Raw genomic sequence first — 22,540 nt, 5'->3', positions numbered from 1 at the left:
CCGTCCGGCTCGTGGGGCGGGTCGGGTAGCGTCGGAGGCATGAGTTTTGGAGCTGGTGTGCCCACGGTCGAGGTCGCTGACCTCAAGGACGGCGACTTCCTGCTGGACGTCCGGGAGGACGACGAGTGGAAGGCCGGTCATGCCGAAGGGGCGCTGCACATCCCCATCAGCGAGTTCGTCGCGCGGTACGGCGAGCTGACCGAGGCCGCCCCGCAGGACGGCCGCGTCCATGTGATCTGCCGCTCCGGCGGCCGGTCCGCCCAGGTCACGATGTATCTGGCCCAGCAGGGCGTCGACGCCGTGAACGTCGACGGCGGCATGCAGGTGTGGGAGGCGGCGGGCCGTCCCGTGGTGACGGACGACGGGCAGCAGGGGTTCGTCCTGTAGCGCGTCCCTTTTCGGGCGTTCAGGCCGGCGGGTGCGCCGCCAGCAGGTCGCCCAGGGCCTCCTCGTGTGCCGCGGCCGGGCCGAGCGACAGCTCCAGGTGCTTGGCCCAGGCGTGATAGCGGTGCAGGGGGTAGTCGACATCGGCGCCGAACCCGCCGTGCAGATGCTGCGCGGTCTGCACGACCCTGCGTACGCCCTCCGCCGCCCAGATCTTGGCGACGGCGACGTCACCGGCGGGGGGAAGCGCGCCGGGTGATCCCGTGGCGATCCGCCATGCGGCCTGCCACAGTGTGGCCTCCATCGCGCGCAGGTCGATGTAGCGGTCGGCGGCCTGTACGGCGACGGCCTGGAAGGTGGCGATCGGGAACCCGAACTGTTCCCGTTTGCTCGTGTACTCCCCGGTCATTCGCAGCACGCGTTCCCCGAGCCCGAGCGCCAGCGCGCACGTGCCGGTGGCCAGCAGGTCCCGCAGCCACTCCCACGCCCCGTCGGCGTCGATCACGTCCCGCGCGGTGAGCCGGGCCGACTCCAGCCGCAGCTCGCCGAGCCGCTCACCGCTGGTGGAGAACTGCTCGGCGAGGACGGCCCCGGGGTGCTCGCGGGGCACCAGGGCCAGGACGGTCCGGCCGGTCGCGGTGTGGGCGGGTACGACCGTGACGTCCGCGTCGTAGGCCCACGGCACGGCCGTCTGCACCCCGTCCAGCACCCAGGCCTCGCCGTCCTGCCGCGCGGTCACGGCGAGCTCGGCCGGGTCGTGGCCGGTGCGGCCGTGCGCGGCGACGGTCAGCACGATCTCGCCCCGTCCGGCCCGGGCGAGCAGGGCGGACTTCGCCTCGTCGCCGGCGAAGGCCTGGACGGCCGCCGCTGCCGCGCTGCTCTCCAGCAGCGGCACCCTGGCCAGCACCTGGGCCGACTCCCGCAGCACCAGGCACAGCGCGATGGCGTCCAGGCCGGCCCCGCCGTAGCGCTCGTCGAGCAGCAGGCTCAGCAGGTCCGCGCCGGCGAGCCCGGCCCACAGGGCGCGGTCGTGGGTGTCGGCGACGGCGCCGGGGGTGAGCGCGGGGCTGGGCACGGCGTCCGGGGCGACCCCGGCGAACACGCCCTTCGCCGCCTCGGCCGCCGCCTGCTGCTCCTCGGTGAAGGTGAAGTCCACGGTGCCTGTCCTTCCGGGCCGATCCCGTTGAGCTGACGGGGCGTCAAGATAGAACAGGTTCTAGAAGAAGGGAATGGGCGTACGGGCTGGCGCCGTAGGGTGTCACTCCTGCCGTACGGTCGGCTTCCGCGTGGTCGGCGTCCGCGTGGTCGGCTTCCGTGGTGTGGCGACTGCCACGGCCGGGACCGGCGGACAGGGGCTGTGCCGGGGTGGGCGGCCTGAGTACCGTGCCCGTGCCGACGCCGCGCGGTGGTGTGCGGGCGGTACCACGGACCGGGATCTGGAACGGGGCGGAATTGGACGCGTACGACGAGGGCTCGAACGCCCGGCACGGGCCGGAGGGCCCGCCCGGCCCGTCCGGGCTCGCCGAGCCGGGTCCGCCCGACCCGCCCCGCTCCGGCATCGCATCGCTGTCCCTCCCGTATCAGATCGGTGTCGCGGTGGCGCTCGCCGTCGTCGCGATCGGGGTCTGTGTGCATATCGCGATGACGTTCCTGCACGTCGCGCCGGCGAACACGGTCACGAAGGAGCACGGCCGGGCCGTGGACGACTGGATCTATCCGGAGTTCGAGCAGAACTGGAAGCTCTTCGCCCCGAACCCGCTCCAGCAGGACATCTCGATCCAGGCCCGCGCCGAGGTCCGCGGCGCGGACGGCGACAAGCTGAGCACCGGCTGGTACGACCTGTCCGCCGAGGACGGCCGGGCCATCGACGGCAATCTGCTGCCCAGCCACACCCAGCAGAACGAGCTGCGCCGGGCCTGGGACTTCTTCACCGCGACGCACGACAGCGAGAGCCGCCCGGTCGGCCTGCGCGGGTCACTCTCCGAGTCGTATCTGCGCCGGATCGTGGTGCTGCGCCTCGACCGCGACGACGCGGCGGGCGCCTCGGCCGGGGACGGCGCTGTCATCGAGCGCGTCCAGGTCCGCTCCCGCACCACCAATGTGCCCCCGCCCGAGTGGAGCCGGGAGAAGGTCTCCATGACGCCGGCCTACCGCGAGCTGCCCTGGTGGCCGGTGCCGCGGGACGAGGCCCGGGGAGGCATGCGGTGAACGGCTTCTCCCTGGCCGTCTCGCGCGGCATCGCCCGTGTCACCGAGGCCGCCCTCGGCCCGTACCAGACGGCCGTGATCCGCATCGGCTTCAGCGCGACCTGGCTGCTGTTCCTGCTGCGCGAGCTGCCCCACCGCCATGAGCTCTACGGTCCCGACGGGCCCTGGAGCTGGGGTCTCGCCGAGCAGCTGATCGGGACCAACAAGGCCTTCACCACCCTGATGTGGTCGGACGGCCGGATCTGGTTCGAGCTCGTCTACGCGCTCGCGATCCTGTCCAGTGCCCTGCTGCTGCTGGGCTGGCGCACCCGCACCATGTCGGTGCTGTTCATGGCCGGCGTGCTGTCGTTGCAGAACCGCAGCGTCTTCATGGGCGACGGCGGCGACAACGTGCTGCACTTGATGTCGATCTACCTGGTCTTCACACGCTGCGCCCAGGTGTGGTCGCTGGACGCCCGGCGGGCCTCGAGCGCCCGGGACGCCCGAGCGCGGGGCGAACGGGCCGGGGACCGGACCGGCCCGGTCCTGTGGGGGGTACTCGGGGCCGTGCTGCTCGCGGCGACCCTGGCCGGCCGGATGGACGGCGACGACCTGCTGATACCCGTGCTGCTGTGGACCGTGTGGGCGGCGCAGGCCCTGTGGTGGCTGGTCGGGCGCCGCGTGAAGACCGGCGAGCCGCGGATCCTGCTCGACGTCGTCGCCAACATCGTGCACAACGGGGCCCTGCTCGTGATCATGGCCGAGGCATGCCTGATCTACGCGACGGCCGGCTGGTACAAGATCCAGGGCTCCCGCTGGCAGGACGGCACCGCCGTCTACTACCCGCTCCACCTGGAGTACTTCTCGCCCTGGCCCGCCCTCGCCGACCTGCTGTCCTCCAGCGGCACGATGGTGATGCTCGTGACCTACGGGACGGTCCTCGTGCAGGTCGCCTTCCCGTTCACGCTGTTCAACCGGCGGGTGAAGAACGTCCTGCTGGCGCTCATGATCACCGAGCACGCCGTGATCGCCGTCGTTCTGGGCCTGCCGTTCTTCTCGCTGGCGATGATCGCTGCGGACGCGGTGTTCCTGCCGACGTCCTTCCTGCGCCGCCTGGGAGGCTGGTCGGCCCGTGCGCGTGACCGGCTGCTGCGCCGGCGCGGCCGGCGCGTGCCGGTGCCCGAGCAGCACACCCCCGAGAATTCCCAGGCCACGCACGTAGGCTTCGGGGCATGACCGACCCCGTCACCGTCTGGCACCGGTTCGCCGGCAGCGCCGTCCTGCTCGACGGCTTCCACGCCCTCAAGCACGCGGTGCGGTTCGGCGCCGAGGTTCCGGTGGCGGTCACCGCCGACCGGGCGGCCGCACTCGCCCTCGCCGACGAGCTGGCCCCGGACGTACGGGACGCGCTGGGCGCGCTGCTCACGGAGGTGCCGTACGAGACGTACGCGTCGTTCGTGCCGCGCCCGCACCCCACCGCCGTGGCAGCGCTGGCCGTACGCCCCTCCCGCGAGTCCAACCTCGCGCGGCTGGCGCACACGCCTCGCACCACCCCGGTCGTGGTCCTCGACAATCCGCGCAACCTGGGCAACGCGGGCGCGGTGATCCGCCTGGCCGCCGGCTTCGGCGCGACGGGCGTGGTGACGACCGGGACGGTCGACCCCTGGCATCCGACGGTCGTACGCGGCGGGGCGGGCCTGCACTTCGCGACGGCGGTGGAACGGCTGGAGGTCCCCGACCTGCCGCCCGGCCCGCTGTTCGCCCTCGACCCCGAGGGCGACGACATCCGGGGCGTCAAGCTCCCGGACGACGCCGTCCTCGCGTTCGGCTCGGAACGCACGGGCCTGTCGACGGACCTACGCGCCCGTGCGGACCACTTGCTGTCCCTGCCGATGCGTCCGCAGGTCAGCAGCTACAACCTGGCCACGAGTGTGGCGATGACGCTGTATCACTGGAGCTGCGGGAGTTTCTAGGCCTCCCGCCGCACCTCGACCACCCTGAACCGGTTGGCGACGAACGCCCCGTCACACAGCGCCGCACTCGCCGCCGGATTCCCTCCCGACCCATGGAAGTCGGAGAACGCGGCCGTCTGGTTCACATACACCCCGCCCGTCAGGTTCAGCGACAACTGCGCCGCCTCCTCCAGACAGGCCTCCCGCACGTCCTGCTCGACCTCCGGGTCGTTCGTGTACGCCCCGACGGTCATCGCGCCCTTCTCGCGGACGGTCCGCCGCAGCAGCTCCACCGCGTCCGAGGGCGAATCGACGGCGACGGCGAAGGACACCGGCCCGAAGCACTCGCTCATGTACGCGGCCTCGTCGTCCGGCTTGGCCCCGTCCAGCTTCACGATCACCGGCGTGCGCACGACCGCACCCGGGAAGTCGGGGTTGGTGATCTCCCGGGACGCCAGGGCGACCTCGCCGAGACCCGCCGCGGCCTCAAGACGGGCCTTCACGTCCGGGGTGACGATCGCACCGAGCAGCGCGTTCGCCCGGGCGTCGTCGCCGAGCAGGCCGTCGACCGACTTGGCGAGGTCGGCGACCACCTCGTCGTAGGACTTGGGGCCCTGGTCCGTGGAGATGCCCTCCCGGGGGACGAGCAGGTTCTGCGGGGTCGTGCACATCTGGCCGCTGTACAGGGACAGCGAGAACGCCAGGTTGGAGAGCATGCCCTTGTAGTCGGCAGTGGAGTGCACGACGACGGTGTTGACGCCGGCCTTCTCCGTGTACACCTGCGCCTGGCGGGCGTTGGCCTCCAGCCAGTCGCCGAACTCGGTCGAGCCCGTGTAGTCGATGATCCGGATCTCGGGGCGCGTCGCCAGGGTCTTGGCGATGCCCTCGCCGGGGCGCTCGGCGGCCAGCGCGACCAGGTTCGGGTCGAAGCCCGTCTCGGCGAGCACCTCGCGCGCGACCCGCACCGTGAGGGCGAGCGGCAGCACCGCGCGCGGGTGGGGCTTGACCAGGACCGCGTTGCCCGTGGCGAGGGAGGCGAACAGGCCCGGGTAGCCGTTCCACGTCGGGAAGGTGTTGCAGCCGATCACCAGGCCGATGCCGCGCGGGACCGGGGTGAACTGCTTGGTCATGGCCAGCGGGTCGCGCTTGCCCTGCGGCTTGGTCCACTCGGCGTTGTCGGGTGTGCGCACCTGCTCCACGTACGCGTACGCCACCGCCTCCAGGCCGCGGTCCTGGGCGTGCGGCCCGCCCGCCTGGAACGCCATCATGAAGGCCTGGCCGGAGGTGTGCATGACCGCGTGCGCGAACTCGTGGGTCCGGTCGCTGATGCGCTTGAGGATCTCCAGGCAGACCACCGCGCGCTGCTCAGCGCCCGCGTCCCGCCAGGCCCGCTGTCCGGCCTTCATGGCGGGCAGCAGGACGTCGAGGTCCGCGTGCGGGTACGTCACGCCCAGGTCGACGCCGTACGGGGACGTCTCGCCGCCCACCCAGTCGTCGGTGCCGGGCTGGCCCAGGTCGAGGCGGGAGCCGAGCAGGGCGTCGAAGGCGGCCTTGCCCGCCGCCGCGTCCAGGCTGCCGTGCTCCCCGTAGGCCTTGGGGTGCTCGGGGTGCGGGGACCAGTACGCGCGCGTGCGGATCGCTTCCAGCGCCTGGTCGAGGGTGGACCGGTGCCGGGCGATCAGCTCGTGCGCCGAGAGTGCGGCGGTCATGGGTGACCAACTCCTCGTCTCAAGAACTCTTCGTCGAGTTCATGACCTGGGCAGAAACCTGGGCAGGAACACTCGGACACAGCTAGAGTAACCGAACGATCGGTCGGCTCAAGGGGGTCCGCCGCATCTGTGGAAAACCCCGTGCGGGAGGATCGCGCACATGACAGCACTCGACCTCAGCAGCCCCGTGGCCGTCGTCGGCACCGGCACCATGGGCCAGGGCATCGCCCAGGTCGCGCTGGTCGCGGGCCATCCCGTACGGCTGTACGACACCGTTCCCGGGCGGGCCCGGGAGGCGGCCGACGAGATCGGCGCGCGCCTGGACCGGCTCGTGGAGAAGGAACGGCTCACCGCCGCCGACCGGGACGCCGCCCGCGCCAGACTGCTGCCCGCCGGGACCCTCGCCGAGCTCGCGGACTGCGCCCTGGTCCTCGAGGCGGTCCTGGAGCGGCTGGACGTCAAGCAGGACCTGTTCCGCGAGCTGGAGGGCATCGTCGCCGACGACTGCCTGCTCGCCACCAACACCTCGTCCCTGTCCGTCACGGCCATCGGCGGCGCCCTGCGCTCCCCCGGCCGCTTCGTCGGCCTGCACTTCTTCAACCCGGCGCCGCTGCTGCCGCTGGTCGAGGTCGTCTCCGGGTTCGCCACCGACGTCTCGTCGGCCACGCGCGCGTACGAGACCGCCCGCGCCTGGGGCAAGACGCCGGTCGCCTGCGCGGACACCCCCGGCTTCATCGTCAACCGCATCGCCCGGCCCTTCTACGCCGAGGCCTTCGCGGTGTACGAGGCGCAGGGCGCCGACCCGGCCACCATCGACGCCGTGCTGCGCGAGTCGGGCGGCTTCAGGATGGGCGCGTTCGAGCTGACCGACCTGATCGGCCAGGACGTCAACGAGTCCGTCACGCACTCCGTCTGGCAGTCCTTCTTCCAGGACGTGCGCTTCACTCCGTCCCTCGCCCAGCGGCGCCTGGTCGAGTCCGGCCGGCTGGGCCGCAAGACCGGCCAGGGCTGGTACGACCACCAGGACGGCGCCGAGCTCCCGGAGCCCGACACGGCGGAGAAGCGGCAGCCGCCCGCGTACGTCGTCGCCGAGGGCGACCTGGGCCCGGCGTCCGACCTGCTCGCGCTGATCCGCGAGGCGGGCATCCCGGTCCGTGACGAGGACGACGACAACGGCACCCGCATGGTGCTGCCGAGCGGCGGCCAGCTCGCCCTCGCCGACGGGCAGACCTCCGTGGAGTTCCGGGACGTCGTCTACTTCGACCTCGCCCTCGACTACCGCAAGGCCACCCGGATCGCCCTGTCCGCCTCCCAGGACACCTCCCCGGGGACCCTCGCCGAGGCCATCGGCCTCTTCCAGGCGCTGGGCAAGCGGGTCAGCCTCATCGGCGATGTCCCCGGCATGATCGTCGCCCGCACGGTCGCGCGGATCATCGACCTGGCGCACGACGCGGTCGCCAAGGGCGTGGCCACCGAGGAGGACATCGACACCGCGATGCGCCTCGGCGTCAACTACCCCCTGGGCCCCTTCGAGTGGAGCCGGAAACTCGGCCGCTACTGGGCCTACGCGCTCCTGGACGACCTCCACCTGCGCGACCCCTCGGGCCGCTACACGCCGTCCCTCGCGCTGTACCGCCACGCCCACGCCTCCGACAAGCGGGAGGGCACAGCATCATGACCACCGCCAAACGCGACACGTACACCCCGGACACCCTGCTGTCCGTCGCCGTCCGGGTGTTCAACGAGCGCGGCTACGACGGCACCTCCATGGAGCACCTCTCCAAGGCGGCGGGCATCTCCAAGTCGTCGATATACCACCATGTCGCCGGCAAGGAGGAGCTGCTGCGCCGCGCCGTGAGCCGGGCCCTGGACGGCCTCTTCGGGATCCTCGACGAGGAGCACGCGCGCGTGGGGCGCTCCGCCGAGCGCCTGGAGTACGTCGTACGGCGCATGGTCGAGGTGCTCATAGCCGAGCTGCCCTACGTGACCCTGCTGCTGCGGGTGCGCGGCAACACGGACACCGAGCGGTGGGCCCTGGAGCGACGCCGCGACTTCGATCACCGGGTGGCCGACCTGATCAAGGCGGCGGCCGCGGACGGGGACGTGCGCGGCGACATAGAGGTCCGGCTGGTGACCAGGCTGGTCTTCGGAATGATCAACTCGATCGTGGAGTGGTACCGGCCCGACGGGCGCGGCATGAACGAGCGCGAGGTGGCCGACGCGGTGGTGCGGCTGGCGTTCGGAGGGCTCCGGAAGGACTCCTGAGCTTCAGCCCTGCGGCTCCAGGTCCTCCTCCTCGAACACCAGCAGCGTGCGGGTGCTGAGCACCTGCGGAATCGCCTGGAGACGGGTCAGCACCAGTTCGCGCAGGGACCGGTTGTCGGACACGTGCACCAGCAGCAGCACGTCGAAGTCCCCGCCCACCAGGGCGATGTGAGAGGCGCCCGGCAGCTGTCTGAGCTCCTCGCGCACCGTGCGCCAGGAGTTCTGCACGATCTTCAGCGTGATGTACGCGGACGTCCCCTGACCGGCCCGCTGATGGTCGACGCGGGCGCCGAAGCCGCGGATGACACCGTCCTCGACGAGCCGGTTGATGCGGGCGTAGGCGTTGGCGCGCGAGACATGGACCCGTTCGGCGACCGACCGTATCGAGGCGCGGCCGTCCGCCTGGAGCATGCGCAGGATGTCCTGATCTATGGCGTCCAGGGGCCGCGGCGGCGGCAGTGCGGCGCCGGCGTCCTGCCCTTCGGCCATTTGTTCAGATGCCACCTGCGCCGACCTCCCTACCATGGACGTACTGCGTCCATCACAGGCTGTGGAGAACCGTTTGTCCACAGCCTGGGGCCACCCATAGCCAAATTGTGCCGTCGACCGAACAATCGGTAGGTGAGGCGGGTCACAGCCGACCCGCCTCCCGTAGCCGCTCCCACGAGGAGGTGCCGTCATGACGGTCATGGAGCAGCGGGGCGCGTACCGGCCGACCCCGCCGCCCGCCTGGCAGCCCCGCATGGATCCCGCGCCGCTGCTGCCCGACGCCGAGCCGTACCGCGTCCTCGGCACCGAGGCCGCCGCGAAGGCCGACCCGGAACTGCTGCGGACGCTGTACGCGCAGCTGGTCCGCGGCCGCCGCTACAACGCGCAGGCCACCGCCCTCACCAAGCAGGGCCGCCTCGCCGTCTACCCCTCCACCACCGGCCAGGAGGCCTGCGAGATCGCCGCCGCGCTCGTGCTGGAGGAGCGGGACTGGCTCTTCCCGAGCTACCGCGACACGCTCGCCGTGGTGGCCCGCGGGGTGGATCCCGTCGAGGCGCTCACGCTGCTGCGCGGCGACTGGCACACCGGCTACGACCCGTACGAGCACCGGGTCGCCCCCCTGTGCACCCCGCTGGCCACGCAGCTGCCGCACGCCGTGGGCCTCGCGCACGCCGCCCGCCTCAAGGGCGACGACGTGGTCGCGCTGGCCATGGTCGGCGACGGCGGCACGAGTGAGGGCGACTTCCACGAGGCGCTGAACTTCGCCGCCGTCTGGCAGGCCCCGGTCGTCTTCCTGGTGCAGAACAACGGCTTCGCGATCTCCGTCCCGCTCGCCAAGCAGACCGCGGCCCCGTCGCTGGCCCACAAGGCCGTCGGCTACGGCATGCCCGGCCGCTTGGTCGACGGCAACGACGCCGCGGCCGTGCACGAGGTGCTCTCCGACGCCGTACGGCACGCGCGTGCCGGCGGCGGTCCCACCCTGGTCGAGGCGATCACCTACCGCGTCGACGCCCACACCAACGCCGACGACGCGACCCGCTACCGCGGTGACGCCGAGGTCGAGACCTGGCGCCAGCACGACCCGATCGAGCTGCTGGAGCGGGAGCTGACCGACCGCGGCCTGCTCGACGAGGCCGGAAAACAGTCCGCACGGGACGCCGCCGAGGCGATGGCCGCCGACCTGCGCGCGCACATGAACCAGGACCCGGCGCTCGACCCGATGGACCTCTTCACCCACGTCTACGCCGAGCCCACCCCCCAGCTGCGCGAGCAGCGGGACCAGCTGCGGGCCGAGCTGGAGGCCGAGACCGAGCCGGACGGGGGCACGCACCGATGACCACCGTCGCCGTCAAACCGGCCACCATGGCGCAGGCCCTCACGCGCGCCCTGCGCGACGCCATGGCCGCCGACCCCGCCGTGCACGTCATGGGCGAGGACGTCGGCACCCTCGGCGGCGTCTTCCGCGTCACCGACGGACTCGCCAAGGAGTTCGGCGAGGACCGCTGCACGGACACCCCGCTGGCCGAGGCGGGCATCCTCGGCACCGCAGTAGGCATGGCCATGTACGGCCTCAGGCCGGTCGTGGAGATGCAGTTCGACGCGTTCGCCTACCCGGCGTTCGAGCAGCTCATCTCGCACGTGGCCCGCATGCGCAACCGCACCCGCGGCAGGATGCCCCTGCCGATCACCATCCGCGTCCCCTACGGCGGCGGCATCGGAGGCGTGGAGCACCACAGCGACTCCTCCGAGGCCTACTACATGGCGACTCCGGGACTCCATGTGGTCACACCCGCCACCGTCGCCGACGCCTACGGCCTGCTGCGCGCCGCCATCGCCTCCGACGACCCGGTCGTCGTCCTGGAGCCGAAGCGGCTGTACTGGTCGAAGGCCTCCTGGAACCCCGAGGAGCCGGCGCCCGTTGAACCGATAGGCCGCGCGGTGGTGCGGCGCTCGGGCCGGAGCGCCACGCTCATCACGTACGGGCCGTCCGTCCCCGTCTGCATGGAGGCGGCCGAGGCGGCCCGGGCCGAGGGCTGGGACCTCGAAGTCGTCGATCTGCGCTCCCTGGTGCCGTTCGACGACGAGACGGTGTGCGCCTCGGTGCGGCGGACGGGACGCGCGGTCGTCGTCCACGAGTCGGGTTCCTTCGGGGGCCCGGGCGGTGAGATCGCGGCCCGGGTCACGGAGCGCTGCTTCCACCACCTGGAAGCGCCGGTGCTGCGCGTCGCCGGGTTCGACGTCCCGTATCCGCCGCCGATGCTGGAGCGCCACCACCTGCCCGGTGTGGACCGGATCCTGGACGCCGTGGGGCGTCTGCAGTGGGAGGCCGAGAGCTGATGGCACAGGTGTTGGAGTTCAAGCTGCCCGACCTCGGGGAGGGGCTCACCGAGGCGGAGATCGTGCGCTGGCTGGTCGAGATCGGCGACGTGGTCGTCATCGACCAGCCGGTCGTCGAGGTCGAGACGGCCAAGGCGATGGTCGAGGTGCCCTGCCCCTACGGCGGTGTGGTCACGGCCCGCTTCGGCGAGGAGGGCACGGAACTGCCCGTCGGGGCGCCGCTGATCACGGTGGCGGTGGGGGAACGGACGCCGTCCGGCGGCGGTCCGGAAGCGGCCGGGTCCGAGAACTCGGGGAACGTCCTGGTCGGCTACGGCACCTCCGAGGCACCCGCGCGGCGACGCAGGGTGCGGCAGGAGCGGAGGGCCGGTGCCGCCCCTGCCCCTGCCCCTGCCCCCGCTCCCGCGGTCAACGGGCGGGCGGGTGTCCCCGAGGCCGAGGACGGCCCCCTCCCCGTGATCTCGCCCCTGGTCCGCAGGCTGGCCCGGCAGAACGGCCTCGACCTGCGGGAGCTGACCGGCTCCGGGCCCGACGGGCTGATCCTGCGGGCGGACGTGGAGTACGCCCTGCGTGCCGCACCCCGCCCCGCCGAGACAGCGGCCCCCGCCCCCCGGCCTGCCACGACAGCCGCCCCGGGCGAGATCCGTACGCCCCTCAAGGGCATGCGCGGTGCAGTCGCCGACAAGCTGTCCCGCAGCCGTCACGAGATCCCCGACGCGACCTGCTGGGTCGACGCCGACGCCACTGAGCTCATGCGGGCACGGACGGCCATGAACACGGCAGGCGGGCCGAAGATCTCCCTCCTGGCCCTGCTGGCCCGGATCTGCACCGCGGCCCTCGCCCGTTTCCCCGAGCTCAACTCCACCGTGGACGCCCAGGCCAGGGAGGTCGTCCAGTTCGACCACGTGCATCTGGGCTTCGCGGCGCAGACCGACCGGGGCCTCGTCGTCCCGGTGGTCAGGGACGCGCACGCGCGGGACGCCGAGTCGCTGACCGCGGAGTTCGCCCGGCTGACCGAGTCGGGCCGGACGGGGAGGCTGACGCCCGGCGAACTCACCGGCGGGACCTTCACGTTGAACAACTACGGAGTCTTCGGCGTCGACGGCTCCACACCGATCATCAACCACCCCGAGGCCGCCATGCTCGGCGTCGGCCGCATCGTCCCCAAGCCCTGGGTGCACGAGGGCGAGCTGGCGGTGCGGCAGGTCGTCCAGCTCTCGCTCACCTTCGACCACCGGGTGTGCGACGGCGGCACGGCGGGCGGCTTCCTGCGTTACGTGGCGGACTGTGTGGAACAGCCGGCGGTGCTGCTGCGGACGCTGTGATTCCACTCCGGCGCGCGGCCGTTCCCGGTGATCGCGTCGGTTCCCCCGCGTTCCATGTGATCGCAGGGGCACGCATACTCGGGGGGTGACCGCGAACGCGCCTCCCGGTGAACCCGGCGTCGGCCCCGGCCCCGCGCAGGGGACGGACCCCGCCGCCTACGACGCCGTCGTGCTCGCCGGCGGCGCCGCCCGGCGCCTCGGGGGCGCGGACAAACCCGGGGTGCGCGTCGGCGGGCGGGCCCTGCTCGACCGGGTGCTCGCCGCGTGCGACGGCGCCCGCACCACCGTCGTCGTGGCCGCGACCCGGCCGACGGCACGGCCCGTGACCTGGGCCCGCGAGGACCCGCCCGGCGGCGGACCGCTCGCCGCGCTCGACGCCGGGCTCCGGCACACCACGGCGGAGCACGTCGTGGTGCTCTCCGCCGACCTGCCGTTCCTCCAGGAGCGGACCGTCGGCCGGCTGCTGAGCACTCTGCGGGAGAGCGCCGCCGACGGCGTGCTGCTGACCGACCCCGACGGCCGCGACCAGCCGCTCGTCGCCGCGTACCGCACGCGGCGGCTGCGCGAGACGCTCGCTCTCCTCGCCGACCGGCACGGCGGTCCGCAGGGTCTTCCCCTGCGGCGCCTCACCGCCGAGCTGAACCTCACCCGCATCTCCGATCCCGTCGCGTCTTTCGACTGCGACACCTGGGACGACATCGCCTCCGCCAGGGCACGCATCAGGGAGCATGGGCACGTGTTGGATGAATGGATTTCCGCGGTCAAGGACGAGCTGGGGATCGACCTCGACGTCGATGTGAAAGAGCTGCTCGACCTCGCCCGCGACGCCGCCCACGGTGTGGCCAGGCCCGCCGCGCCGCTGACCACCTTCCTCGTCGGCTATGCGGCCGCGCGGGCCGGCGGGGGCCCCGAGGCGGTCGCCGAGGCCGCCCGCAAGGCCGTGGCACTCGCCGCCCGCTGGGCGGAGGAGAGCACCCCTGGAGCTCCGGAAGCCCCGAAGGCCCCGGGGGACCGGCCCGACGTCGCCCCCGACGCGACGCCCGACACCCGCCCGGACGCCGGATGACCCCGCGCTCCACCCGCACCGGTGAGGACGCCGAAGACCTCGACGTCGAGGAGGTGCTCGCCCTCGTGAACAACAGCAACGGCACCCACCTGCCCGACCCGGCCGCACGAGGTGAGAAGGACGGCACCGGCACACCCCGGAAGCCGGAGGGCCGGCACCGGGCAACCCCCTGGCCGGAGGCCCGGGACATCGCCGAGCGCGCCGCCCGGAGCGCGACCCGGGCCGCCCGCCGCGACCCCGTCTCCGTGCCGCTCGACGCCGCACTCGGCCTCACCCTGGCCACCCCCCTCGACGCCCTCACCGACCTCCCCTCCTTCGACACCTCCGCGATGGACGGCTGGGCGGTCTGCGGGCTCGCCCCCTGGGACGTACGGGACGAGGGCGTCCTGGCCGGGCACACCGCGCAGGCGCCCCTGACCGACGGCGAGGCCGTGCGGATCGCCACCGGCGCCCGCATCCCGGCGGACACCACGGCCGTCCTGCGCAGCGAGCACGGCCACACCGACGACAAGGGCCGTCTGCACGCGACCAGGGGCGTCGCACCCGGCCAGGACATCCGGCCCCGGGGCCAGGAATGCCGCACCGGCGACCAGCTCCTGCCCGTCGGCACCCTCGTCACCCCGGCCGTCCTCGGGCTCGCCGCGGCGGCCGGATACGACACACTCACCGCCGTCCCCCGGGCCCGCGCCGAAATCCTCGTCCTCGGCGACGAGTTGCTCACCGAAGGGCTGCCGCACGACGGACTGATCCGCGACGCGCTCGGCCCGATGCTGCCGCCCTGGCTGCGCGCGCTCGGCGCCGAGGTCACCGTCGTACGACGCGTCCGCGACGACGCCTACGCCTTGCGCAAGGCGGTGACCGGGTCCGACGCCGACATCATCGTCACCACCGGCGGCACCGCCGCGGGACCCGTCGACCACGTCCACCCCACCCTGCGCCGTATCGGGGCCGAACTCCTCGTGGACGGCGTCAAGGTGCGCCCCGGCCACCCCATGCTGCTGGCCCGCATCACGGAGACCCAGCATCTCGTCGGACTGCCGGGCAACCCGCTCGCCGCCGTCTCCGGGCTGCTGACGCTCGCCGAGCCGCTGCTGCGGACCCTCGCGGCCCGCCCGGCCCCGGAGCCGTACACGCTGCCGCTCAGGGACGCCGTGCACGGGCACCCGCACGACACCCGGCTCGTGCCCGTCGTCCTGCGCGGCGACCAGGCCGTGCCGCTGCACTACAACGGCCCGGCCATGCTGCGCGGTATCGCGGCGGCCGACGCGCTGGCCGTCGTGCCCCCGGGCGGCGCCCGTCCGGGGCAGGAGGCGGAACTGCTCGACCTGCCCTGGGCGTCCGCAGGAATCGGGGTGTGTTTCACGTGAAACTTCCGGGCCAGGACGCGATTGCCCGCCAGGCGGACGAGCATCTGGTGACCCATCGGGTGAAACTCCCGAAGAAAGTGGTGGAGCACCCGATCCGCCAGGTCTTCAAGCGGCTCTCCATGGCGCTGGTGGTCCTCGTGATGACCGCGCTGATCGTCTACGCCGACCGGGACGGCTACAACGACAACGCGGGCGGCGGAGTCGACCTGCTCGACTCCTTCTACTACGCGACCGTCACCCTCTCCACCACGGGCTACGGCGACATCACCCCCGCAAGCGATGCCGCCCGGCTCACGAACATCCTCGTCATCACGCCCCTGCGCGTGCTGTTTCTGATCATCCTGGTCGGCACCACTCTCGAAGCCCTCACCGAACGCACCCGGGACGAGTGGCGCCTGACCCGCTGGAGGTCCACGTTGCGCGATCACACCGTCGTCATCGGCTTCGGCACGAAGGGCAGGTCGGCGATCCGGACCGTCTGCGCGACGGGCCTGAAGAAGGAACAGGTCGTCGTGGTCGACCCCAGTTCCAAGGTCGTCGACGCCGCGACCGCGGAGGGCTACGCGGGCATCGTCGGGGACGCGACCCGCAGCGAGGTGCTGAAGCGGGCCGAGGTGCACAAGGCACGCCAGATCATCATCGCGACCCAGCGCGACGACACGGCGGTCCTGGTGGCGCTGACGGCCCGGCAGCTCAACCGCGGGGCGAAGATCGTGGCCACGGTGCGGGAAGAGGAGAACGCGCCGCTGCTCAAGCAGTCCGGCGCCGACGCGGTCATCACCAGCGCCAGCGCCGCCGGACGCCTTCTGGGCCTCTCCGTGCTCAGCCCCTCCGCCGGCATGGTGATGGAGGACCTCATCCAGCAGGGCAGCGGGCTCGACATCGTCGAACGGCCGGTCGTCAAGGCCGAGGTGGGCAAGACCCCGCGCGAGGTCGCCGACCTGGTGGTCAGTGTCATACGTGGCCACCGGGTGCTCGGCTACGACGATCCGGCCGTGGGGAGGCTGGAGTTGACCGACCGGCTCATCACGATCGTGCGGAAGACACCGGCCACACAGGTCGCCCCCGACATCCGTCCGATGCCACCGATGCCCCGCAACTGACCGAGCGTTACTTCCGGTTGTACAGCCGCATGGTGATCGGGCCGAAGACCAGCACGAACAGTCCGGCCCAGCCCAGCGACCAGGCGACCTCGTCGGCCGGCCAGTCGCCGCCCATCAGGCCGCGCACCGCCGACGCCAGATGGGTGATGGGGCTGTTGTTCACGAACGCCTGGAGCCAGCCCGGCATCGTCGAGGGGTCGACGAACACGTTGGACAGGAACGTGAGCGGGAAGATCACCATCATGCTGACGCCCATCACCGACTTCTCGGTGCGCAGCATCAGCCCGAACATCGTCCAGATCCACGAGAAGGCGAACGAGAAGAGCACCAGCAGCGCGATCCCGGCGAGCACACCGGCGATCCCGCCGTCCGGCCGGTAGCCCAGGATCATGCCGACGGTGAGCATCACGACCGACGCGATGGTGTACCGCAGGGCGTCGCCCAGCAGATAGCCGACCATGGTCGACGGCCGCCAGATCGGCAGGGTGCGGAACCGGTCGAAGACGCCCTTCTCGATGTCCGTGTTGACCGAGACACCCGTGTACATCGTGATCATCACGACCGACATCACGAGGATGCCCGGCAGCAGGAACTGGATGTACTCCTTCGGCGAGCCGGCCAGCGCCCCGCCGAACAGGTACGTGTACATCAGCACCATCATGATCGGGAACGCCGTGACGTCGAAGAGCTGCTCCGGCACGTGCTTGATCTTGAGGATCGCCCGCCAGCCGAAGGTCATCGATGCCGACAGGGCGCTGGGCCGCGACGGCCGCTCCTTGGCGATGAGCAGGGCCGCGAGGGACTCGGTGCTGACCGGGGCGAGTTCCTTGGCCTCGGTGGTCGTCGTGGTGCTCATGCCGCCACCTCGTCCTTCGGGTCGTGGGAGGCACCGGAGCCGGCCGGGCGGTCCGGGGCGTGCGTGTCGTGCCCGGTGAGGGCGAGGAACACCTCGTCCAGGCTGGGCTGGCCCAGTGAGAAGTTGTCGACGGTGATCCCGGCCGTGGACAGCTCGCTCAGCGCGCGGGACGCCTGCTGGGCCGCGGTGTCGTCGCTCGCCGCCGCACCGAGGCGAGCGGTCAGGGCCACCGGGTCGTGGTCCAGCTGCACCTGCGCGTCGAGGGTCCGCCGCAGCAGTTCGCCCGCGAGGACCCGCTGATCCGGATCTCTCAGCCGTAGATGGACCGATCCGGCGCCGACGGACGACTTCAGCTCGCCCTTGGTGCCCTCGGCGATCACCCGGCCGCGGTCGATGACGGCGATCCGGGACGCCAGCTGGTCGGCCTCGTCCAGATACTGCGTGGTCAGCAGCACGGTGGTGCCCTGGGCGACCACGGCCCGCACGATGTCCCACACCTGGTTGCGGCTGCGCGGATCGAGGCCGGTGGTCGGCTCGTCGAGGAACAGCAGGTCGGGGGTGCTGAGGATGGACGCGGCGATGTCGATCCGGCGCCGCATGCCGCCCGAGTAGTGCTTGACCTGCTTCGCGGCGGCCTCCGTGAGCCCGAAGGCCTCCAGGAGCTGGGCGGCGCGGTCCCTGGCGGCCTTCTTGTGGTGGCCGAGCAGCCGGCCCAGCAGGACCAGGTTCTCGGTGCCGGTGAGGTCCTCGTCGACCGACGCGTACTGGCCGGTGAGGCTCACCCGGGCGCGCACCTCGTCCGCCTCACGGACGATGTCGTGGCCGAAGACATGCGCTTCGCCGCCGTCCGGCCGCAGGAGTGTGGCGAGCATCTTCACGGTGGTGGTCTTGCCGGCGCCGTTCGGGCCGAGGACGCCGTAGACCGTGCCCGCGGGCACGGACAGGTCGACTCCGTCGACGGCCCTGGTCTCGCCGAACGTCTTCACCAGGCCCGCGGTCTCGATCGCCAGGCCGGACGTCTGCGTGCTCATGCTTCGGGTCCTTCCGAGTACGTGGGCTACGCATGGGGAGACCTTTACGGTCGCGCAAACTCATCGGTCCCGCATATGGATTTTCGCCAGAACCGGACCAATGACGTAGAGGGGGAACCGACCGGGGGAGGAGCGGACTCCGTCCGGCGACCGAGGAGTACCGTCCCAGTCATGTATGCGATCACGATTCCCGAACCCGGTGGGCCCGAGGCGCTGGTCTGGGACGAGGTCCCGGATCCCGTGCCCGGCGAGGGCGAGGTCCTGGTCGAGGTGGCGGCCGGTGCCGTCAACCGGGCCGACATCCTTCAGCGGCAGGGCTTCTACGACCCGCCGCCCGGCACACCCCCCTACCCCGGCCTGGAGTGCTCCGGGCGGATCGCCGGGATCGGCACCGGCGTCTCCGGCTGGAGCGTGGGCGACGAGGTGTGCGCGCTGCTCTCCGGCGGCGGTTACGCCGAGAAGGTGGTGGTCCCGGCCGGACAGCTGCTGCCCGTGCCCGAGGGCGTCGGACTGCGGCAGGCCGCGGCACTGCCCGAGGTGACCTGCACCGTCTGGTCGAACGTCTTCATGATCGCCCACCTGCGCCCCGGCGAGACGCTCCTCGTCCACGGCGGCTCCAGCGGCATCGGCACCATGGCGATCCAGCTCGCCAAGGCCGTCGGTGCCAGGGTCGCCGTCACGGCGGGTACCAAGGAGAAGCTGGACCGGTGCGCCGAACTGGGCGCCGACATCCTGGTCAACTACCGCGAGCAGGACTTCGTCGAAGAGGTCAGGAAGGCCACGGACGGCGCCGGTGCGGACGTCATCCTCGACAACATGGGCGCCAAGTACCTGGAGCGCAACGTCAAGGCCCTCGCGGTCAACGGCCGGCTCGCGATCATCGGCATGCAGGGCGGCGTCAAGGGCGAGCTGAACATCGGCGCGCTGCTCGCCAAGCGCGGCGCGATCAGCGCGACGTCCCTTCGGGCCCGGCCGCTGGAGGAGAAGGCGGCCATCGTCGCGGCCGTGCGCGAACACGTCTGGCCCTTGCTCTCCGGCGGCCGTCTGCGCCCGGTCATCGACCGGGAACTCCCCATGAGCGACGCCGCCACCGCCCACCAGGTCGTGGAGGACAGCGGCCACATCGGCAAGGTCCTGCTGATCGCCCCACAGACCACCTGAAAGGGCGTCGGGCGCGGTGCGGGCCGGGGTGTTTGAGAACGGCCCCGGGCGCGTCCGCGGTCGGAGGGTGCTTGGAACGGCCTCAGGCCGCGGTGCGGACCCAGGTCGCGGTGCGGACCGGGGCGCTTGAGAACGGCCCCGTGCCCGCTCGCCGCCCGAGAGGGCTGGAAGCGGCCTTGGACGAGGCTCAGCCCGATGGCGCCCGAGGCCGGTCCGGGCGCGGCGCGACCGCAGGGCGTCTGAAGGCCCTGCCCGCATCCGCGCCCGGCAGCGTCCCTTACGCGCGTCTCAGCCGGAGGCCGACGAATGCCAGGCCCAGGCCGATGCCGATCAGTACCAGCCCGCTGCCGAGCGGCAGGATCCGCAGCACGGGCCCGACAGACCGGTCTGCCTGTGCCGCGGCCTCGCGTACGGGCGGCTCCGTCGGTGCGGAGGGTACGGGGACGGCCTCCTCGCGGGACGCCTCGGGCACGGCGGTGGCCTCACGGGCCTCCCGCTCCTCCTCGGCCCCCTCCGGCCGCCCCGGCCGGTCCCGCCCCTCACCGGCCCGGGTCCCGGCCCGCGAGGGCTCGCCGGGCTCGCCGGGCACCGATGGCACGGATGGCGCGGACGGGGCTGCGCGGGCGGAGGGGGCGGCGACGGCCCCGACGGACCCGGCCTCCGTGTCGTACGCGAAGACGGAACCGTAGGCCCGAACAGCTCCGCAGGGTGAGACGACCGCACCCGCCCCCAAGGCGACCACCAGTACGGTCGCCCGCAGTGCGCGTAGCCATGGAGTCACGTTGGTGACCCCCTCCCGCCGTGCCCGGTAGGGCAATCCCGGCAAGTTCGGTCATTTCAAGGCAATCAGCCTCACATTCCCCCGGGGATCCGGCATTCCGGGTTCGGCCGATGGGTGTCACCCGTGAGGTGGAACCACCCTCCGGGGAGCAACCCGGGTCCCGGCCGAAACGTCTGTCGAAACAGGGTGGATCAGCTTCCCTTGGGGGCACCACGGAGGTGAGGTGCAGGCGTGCGAGAGAATGGCGACATGGAGATGCCGAGAAACGAACGGTCGCCGGAGAGCCCGCAGATCCTGGTCGTGGGCCAGGACGGCATGGCGCTCGGGGGCGGCAGCGGAGACGAGGACTCCCGCGAGATCCCGGTCACGGAACAGGTGGAGCAGCCCGCCAAGGTCATGCGGATCGGCAGCATGATCAAGCAGCTGCTCGAAGAAGTGCGCGTGGCGCCCCTGGACGAGGCCAGCCGGGTCCGGCTCAAGGAGATCCACGCCAGCTCGGTGAAGGAGCTGGAGGACGGTCTGGCGCCCGAGCTGGTCGAGGAGCTGGAGCGGCTTTCCCTGCCCTTCACGGACGAGGCGACCCCCAGCGACGCGGAACTGCGCATCGCGCAGGCCCAGCTGGTCGGCTGGCTCGAGGGACTCTTCCACGGGATCCAGACGACGCTGTTCGCCCAGCAGATGGCCGCCCGCGCCCAGCTGGAGCAGATGCGCCGCGCCCTCCCGCCGGGCGTCGGCCACGAGGGCCTCGACGACCAGCAACCTGGTGCCCGTTCCGGCGGACCGTACCTGTAGGTCCCGCACACCCCCCGAACACAAAGGGCCCCGCGGCCGAAGCCGCCGGGCCCTTCCTCATGTCCGGAATGTCCGGAGCGTCAGGACGGCGGGTTGCCCGTCGAGACGTTGAGCTCGATGAGCGGCATGTCGTCCGGGTCGACATCGGTGCCCTTGGACGGGAACTGGTTCATGACCGTGCCCTGGCCGTAGGTGTTCTCGTCCACGTTCTTGGTGCTGACCTGCCAGCCGGCCGCCTGGGCACAGGACTTGACCGACGTGATGTTCATGAACTTGAAGTCCGGGATCTGGATCTTGTCGGGGTCGTTGTACGACTCCTCCGGCTCCGTGCACTCCTCGGGGTCGATCGTCTTCGTCGGGTCCGGCCCCCGGTAACCGGGCTTCTTGGCCGCCGGGGCCGAGGCGCTCGCGCTGCTGCCCCCGCCGCCCTTGTCGTCCTCGCCGCCGCCGTTCATCAGCAGGGCCGCGACCAGTCCGCCGACCGCGACCACGGCCACGACGACCGAGCCGATGATCACCGGCTTGTTGCTCTTGCCGCCGCCCTGCGCCGCGGGCGCGGTCTGGGGCGTGAGGTTGTACGGCGGCGGGGTCGACGGGCCCGGCTGCGGGGAGTACGCGGCCGGGTGCGGCGTCTGGTAGCCGCCCTGCTGCGGATAGCCGTAGGCCGGGGACGGCGCCGACGGGGCCGGGGTGCCGTACGGGTTCGGGGGCGGCGTCGGCTGGTACGGCGTCTGGACCTGGCCCGAGGCGGCCGGGTTCGCCTGGTCGACCGGCGGGAACACGGCCGAGCCGACGCCCGCGCCGCTCGGCGCCTGCGTGCCCGGGACGATGCTCGGCGGAGCGGCGTGGAAGGACGCCGCCACCCGCAGGCACTCGTCGCGCATGGTCTCGGAGCTGGGGAAACGCTCGTTCGGATTCTTCTTCAGCGCCCGGGCGATCAGCGCGTCCACGGCCGGCGGCAGCGCACGGTTGATCGTGGACGGAACCGGCGGCTCCTCCTGGACGTGTGCATACGCGATGGCCAGCGGCGAGTCCGCCTCGAAGGGCAGCCGCCCGGTGACCAGTTGGAACAGCATGATGCCGACCGAGTACAGGTCGGAGCGGGCGTCCACACCGCGGCCGAGGGCCTGTTCCGGCGAGAGGTACTGCGGGGTGCCGACGACCATGCCGGTCTGCGTCATCGACGTCACACCGGACTGCATGGCGCGGGCGATGCCGAAGTCCATGACCTTGACCACACCGCGCTTGGTCATCATCACGTTGCCCGGCTTGATGTCGCGGTGGACCAGGCCCATCTCGTGGCTGATCTCCAGCGCGGCCAGCACATCCGCCGTGATCTTCAGCGCCTTGTCGGCGGGCATCGCGCCCTGCTGCCGTACGTCCTCGTCGAGGACCGAGCCGAGCGGGCGGCCCTCGACGTACTCCATGACGATGTACGGAGTCGTCATGCCGTCGAGGCTGTCCTCGCCGGTGTCGAAGACCGAGACGATGTTGGTGTGCGTGAGCTTGGCCACGGACTGGGCCTCGCGGCGGAACCGCTCGCGGAAGGCCTGTTCGCGGCCGAGCTCGGTGTGAAGTGTCTTGATCGCGACCTGCCGGTCGAGCACGCTGTCGTACGCGAGGTGCACCGAGGCCATGCCGCCCTGGCCGAGGAGGTCACGCAGCTGATAGCGGCCACTGGCGAGCGCCCGCCCCGTGTACTGGCCCTGTGCGCCGTCCTGGCTCATGTTTTCGTG

Annotated in this window: 21 protein-coding genes; 14 read left to right on the top strand and 7 right to left on the bottom strand. The window is 72.1% G+C overall.

Going from position 1 to position 22,540, the window contains the following annotated elements; translation table 11 throughout:
* The first annotated feature begins 57 nt into the window (after nucleotides 1–57).
* Nucleotides 58–387, top strand: coding sequence for a rhodanese-like domain-containing protein (locus ACFT32_RS22705; protein WP_382492743.1), 330 nt, complete (start codon nucleotides 58–60; stop codon nucleotides 385–387).
* 19 nt (nucleotides 388–406) lie between these two features.
* Here ACFT32_RS22705 and ACFT32_RS22700 read toward each other — a convergent pair whose 3' ends face one another.
* A complete protein-coding gene (locus ACFT32_RS22700; RefSeq protein ID WP_382492055.1) occupies nucleotides 407–1,540 on the bottom strand; it encodes an acyl-CoA dehydrogenase family protein in 1,134 nt (377 codons plus the stop codon).
* Nucleotides 1,541–1,836: 296 nt separating this feature from the next.
* Here ACFT32_RS22700 and ACFT32_RS22695 point away from each other — a divergent pair, with 296 nt between their 5' ends.
* The 3 genes from ACFT32_RS22695 to ACFT32_RS22685 are packed head-to-tail and all read left to right on the top strand — an operon-like array spanning nucleotide 1,837 to nucleotide 4,543.
* Nucleotides 1,837–2,592, top strand: a complete 756-nt coding sequence (locus tag ACFT32_RS22695; RefSeq protein WP_382492740.1) for a DUF5819 family protein — start codon at nucleotides 1,837–1,839, stop codon at nucleotides 2,590–2,592.
* A complete protein-coding gene (locus ACFT32_RS22690) occupies nucleotides 2,589–3,806 on the top strand; it encodes an HTTM domain-containing protein (RefSeq protein ID WP_382492052.1) in 1,218 nt (405 codons plus the stop codon). Before ACFT32_RS22695 ends, ACFT32_RS22690 begins: the two co-directional genes overlap by 4 nt.
* Nucleotides 3,803–4,543 (top strand): TrmH family RNA methyltransferase, encoded by a 741-nt coding sequence (locus ACFT32_RS22685; RefSeq protein ID WP_382492049.1) that lies wholly within the window; start codon nucleotides 3,803–3,805, stop codon nucleotides 4,541–4,543. The genes ACFT32_RS22690 and ACFT32_RS22685 overlap by 4 nt, the downstream gene beginning before the upstream one ends.
* Here the strand turns inward: ACFT32_RS22685 and paaN are convergent.
* Nucleotides 4,540–6,231, bottom strand: coding sequence for a phenylacetic acid degradation protein PaaN (gene paaN, locus ACFT32_RS22680; RefSeq protein WP_382492046.1), 1,692 nt, complete (start codon nucleotides 6,229–6,231; stop codon nucleotides 4,540–4,542). The two genes, ACFT32_RS22685 and paaN, sit on opposite strands and share 4 nt — an antisense overlap.
* A gap of 160 nt (nucleotides 6,232–6,391) precedes the next feature.
* Here paaN and ACFT32_RS22675 point away from each other — a divergent pair, with 160 nt between their 5' ends.
* Together ACFT32_RS22675 and ACFT32_RS22670 are read left to right on the top strand one after the other, a co-directional pair.
* A complete protein-coding gene (locus tag ACFT32_RS22675) occupies nucleotides 6,392–7,909 on the top strand; it encodes a 3-hydroxyacyl-CoA dehydrogenase (RefSeq protein ID WP_382492043.1) in 1,518 nt (505 codons plus the stop codon).
* A complete protein-coding gene (locus ACFT32_RS22670; protein ID WP_382492040.1) occupies nucleotides 7,906–8,496 on the top strand; it encodes a TetR/AcrR family transcriptional regulator in 591 nt (196 codons plus the stop codon). The genes ACFT32_RS22675 and ACFT32_RS22670 overlap by 4 nt, the downstream gene beginning before the upstream one ends.
* A gap of 3 nt (nucleotides 8,497–8,499) precedes the next feature.
* On the opposite strand, the gene ACFT32_RS22665 is transcribed toward ACFT32_RS22670, so the two are convergent.
* Nucleotides 8,500–8,985, bottom strand: coding sequence for an Lrp/AsnC family transcriptional regulator (locus ACFT32_RS22665; RefSeq protein WP_382492738.1), 486 nt, complete (start codon nucleotides 8,983–8,985; stop codon nucleotides 8,500–8,502).
* A 190-nt stretch (nucleotides 8,986–9,175) separates the two neighbouring features.
* Between ACFT32_RS22665 and pdhA the strand changes: the two genes are divergently transcribed.
* From pdhA to ACFT32_RS22635, 6 genes are all read left to right on the top strand, one after another.
* On the top strand, nucleotides 9,176–10,321 hold the full coding sequence (pdhA, locus tag ACFT32_RS22660) for a pyruvate dehydrogenase (acetyl-transferring) E1 component subunit alpha (RefSeq protein WP_382492037.1): 1,146 nt from the start codon (nucleotides 9,176–9,178) through the stop codon (nucleotides 10,319–10,321).
* A complete protein-coding gene (locus tag ACFT32_RS22655) occupies nucleotides 10,318–11,322 on the top strand; it encodes an alpha-ketoacid dehydrogenase subunit beta (protein ID WP_382492034.1) in 1,005 nt (334 codons plus the stop codon). The genes pdhA and ACFT32_RS22655 overlap by 4 nt, the downstream gene beginning before the upstream one ends.
* Nucleotides 11,322–12,647 (top strand): dihydrolipoamide acetyltransferase family protein, encoded by a 1,326-nt coding sequence (locus ACFT32_RS22650; RefSeq protein ID WP_382492032.1) that lies wholly within the window; start codon nucleotides 11,322–11,324, stop codon nucleotides 12,645–12,647. The genes ACFT32_RS22655 and ACFT32_RS22650 overlap by 1 nt, the downstream gene beginning before the upstream one ends.
* Before the next feature lie 85 nt (nucleotides 12,648–12,732).
* Complete coding sequence (locus ACFT32_RS22645) at nucleotides 12,733–13,713, top strand: NTP transferase domain-containing protein (RefSeq protein WP_382492029.1); 981 nt, start codon at nucleotides 12,733–12,735, stop codon at nucleotides 13,711–13,713.
* Nucleotides 13,710–15,080, top strand: coding sequence for a molybdopterin molybdotransferase MoeA (locus tag ACFT32_RS22640; RefSeq protein WP_382492026.1), 1,371 nt, complete (start codon nucleotides 13,710–13,712; stop codon nucleotides 15,078–15,080). The genes ACFT32_RS22645 and ACFT32_RS22640 overlap by 4 nt, the downstream gene beginning before the upstream one ends.
* Complete coding sequence (locus ACFT32_RS22635) at nucleotides 15,077–16,183, top strand: potassium channel family protein (RefSeq protein WP_382492025.1); 1,107 nt, start codon at nucleotides 15,077–15,079, stop codon at nucleotides 16,181–16,183. The genes ACFT32_RS22640 and ACFT32_RS22635 overlap by 4 nt, the downstream gene beginning before the upstream one ends.
* A gap of 7 nt (nucleotides 16,184–16,190) precedes the next feature.
* Here ACFT32_RS22635 and ACFT32_RS22630 read toward each other — a convergent pair whose 3' ends face one another.
* Nucleotides 16,191–17,039, bottom strand: coding sequence for an ABC transporter permease (locus ACFT32_RS22630; protein WP_382492022.1), 849 nt, complete (start codon nucleotides 17,037–17,039; stop codon nucleotides 16,191–16,193).
* Nucleotides 17,036–18,070, bottom strand: coding sequence for an ATP-binding cassette domain-containing protein (locus ACFT32_RS22625; RefSeq protein ID WP_382492019.1), 1,035 nt, complete (start codon nucleotides 18,068–18,070; stop codon nucleotides 17,036–17,038). The genes ACFT32_RS22630 and ACFT32_RS22625 overlap by 4 nt, the downstream gene beginning before the upstream one ends.
* A gap of 171 nt (nucleotides 18,071–18,241) precedes the next feature.
* Between ACFT32_RS22625 and ACFT32_RS22620 the strand changes: the two genes are divergently transcribed.
* Entirely contained in the window at nucleotides 18,242–19,231 is a 990-nt protein-coding gene (locus tag ACFT32_RS22620) for an NAD(P)H-quinone oxidoreductase (RefSeq protein WP_382492016.1), read from the top strand.
* A 277-nt stretch (nucleotides 19,232–19,508) separates the two neighbouring features.
* Here the strand turns inward: ACFT32_RS22620 and ACFT32_RS22615 are convergent, their stop codons facing one another.
* Nucleotides 19,509–20,012: a hypothetical protein gene (locus ACFT32_RS22615; RefSeq protein ID WP_382492013.1), complete on the bottom strand. Its 504-nt coding sequence runs from the start codon at nucleotides 20,010–20,012 to the stop codon at nucleotides 19,509–19,511.
* Nucleotides 20,013–20,261: 249 nt separating this feature from the next.
* Between ACFT32_RS22615 and ACFT32_RS22610 the strand changes: the two genes are divergently transcribed.
* The gene (locus ACFT32_RS22610; protein ID WP_382492011.1) at nucleotides 20,262–20,804 is read left to right on the top strand and encodes a bacterial proteasome activator family protein; all 543 of its coding nucleotides are present in this window, start codon (nucleotides 20,262–20,264) and stop codon (nucleotides 20,802–20,804) included.
* A gap of 80 nt (nucleotides 20,805–20,884) precedes the next feature.
* Here ACFT32_RS22610 and ACFT32_RS22605 read toward each other — a convergent pair whose 3' ends face one another.
* Nucleotides 20,885–22,531: a protein kinase gene (locus tag ACFT32_RS22605; RefSeq protein ID WP_382492009.1), complete on the bottom strand. Its 1,647-nt coding sequence runs from the start codon at nucleotides 22,529–22,531 to the stop codon at nucleotides 20,885–20,887.
* Nucleotides 22,532–22,540 lie beyond the last annotated feature (9 nt).

Origin of the sequence: Streptomyces sp. NPDC057002, assembly GCF_042673825.1 — a bacterium.
Classification (GTDB): domain Bacteria; phylum Actinomycetota; class Actinomycetes; order Streptomycetales; family Streptomycetaceae; genus Streptomyces.
Note: the sequence above shows the minus strand (reverse complement) of the source record. Positions and strands in the feature narration are given on the sequence as shown.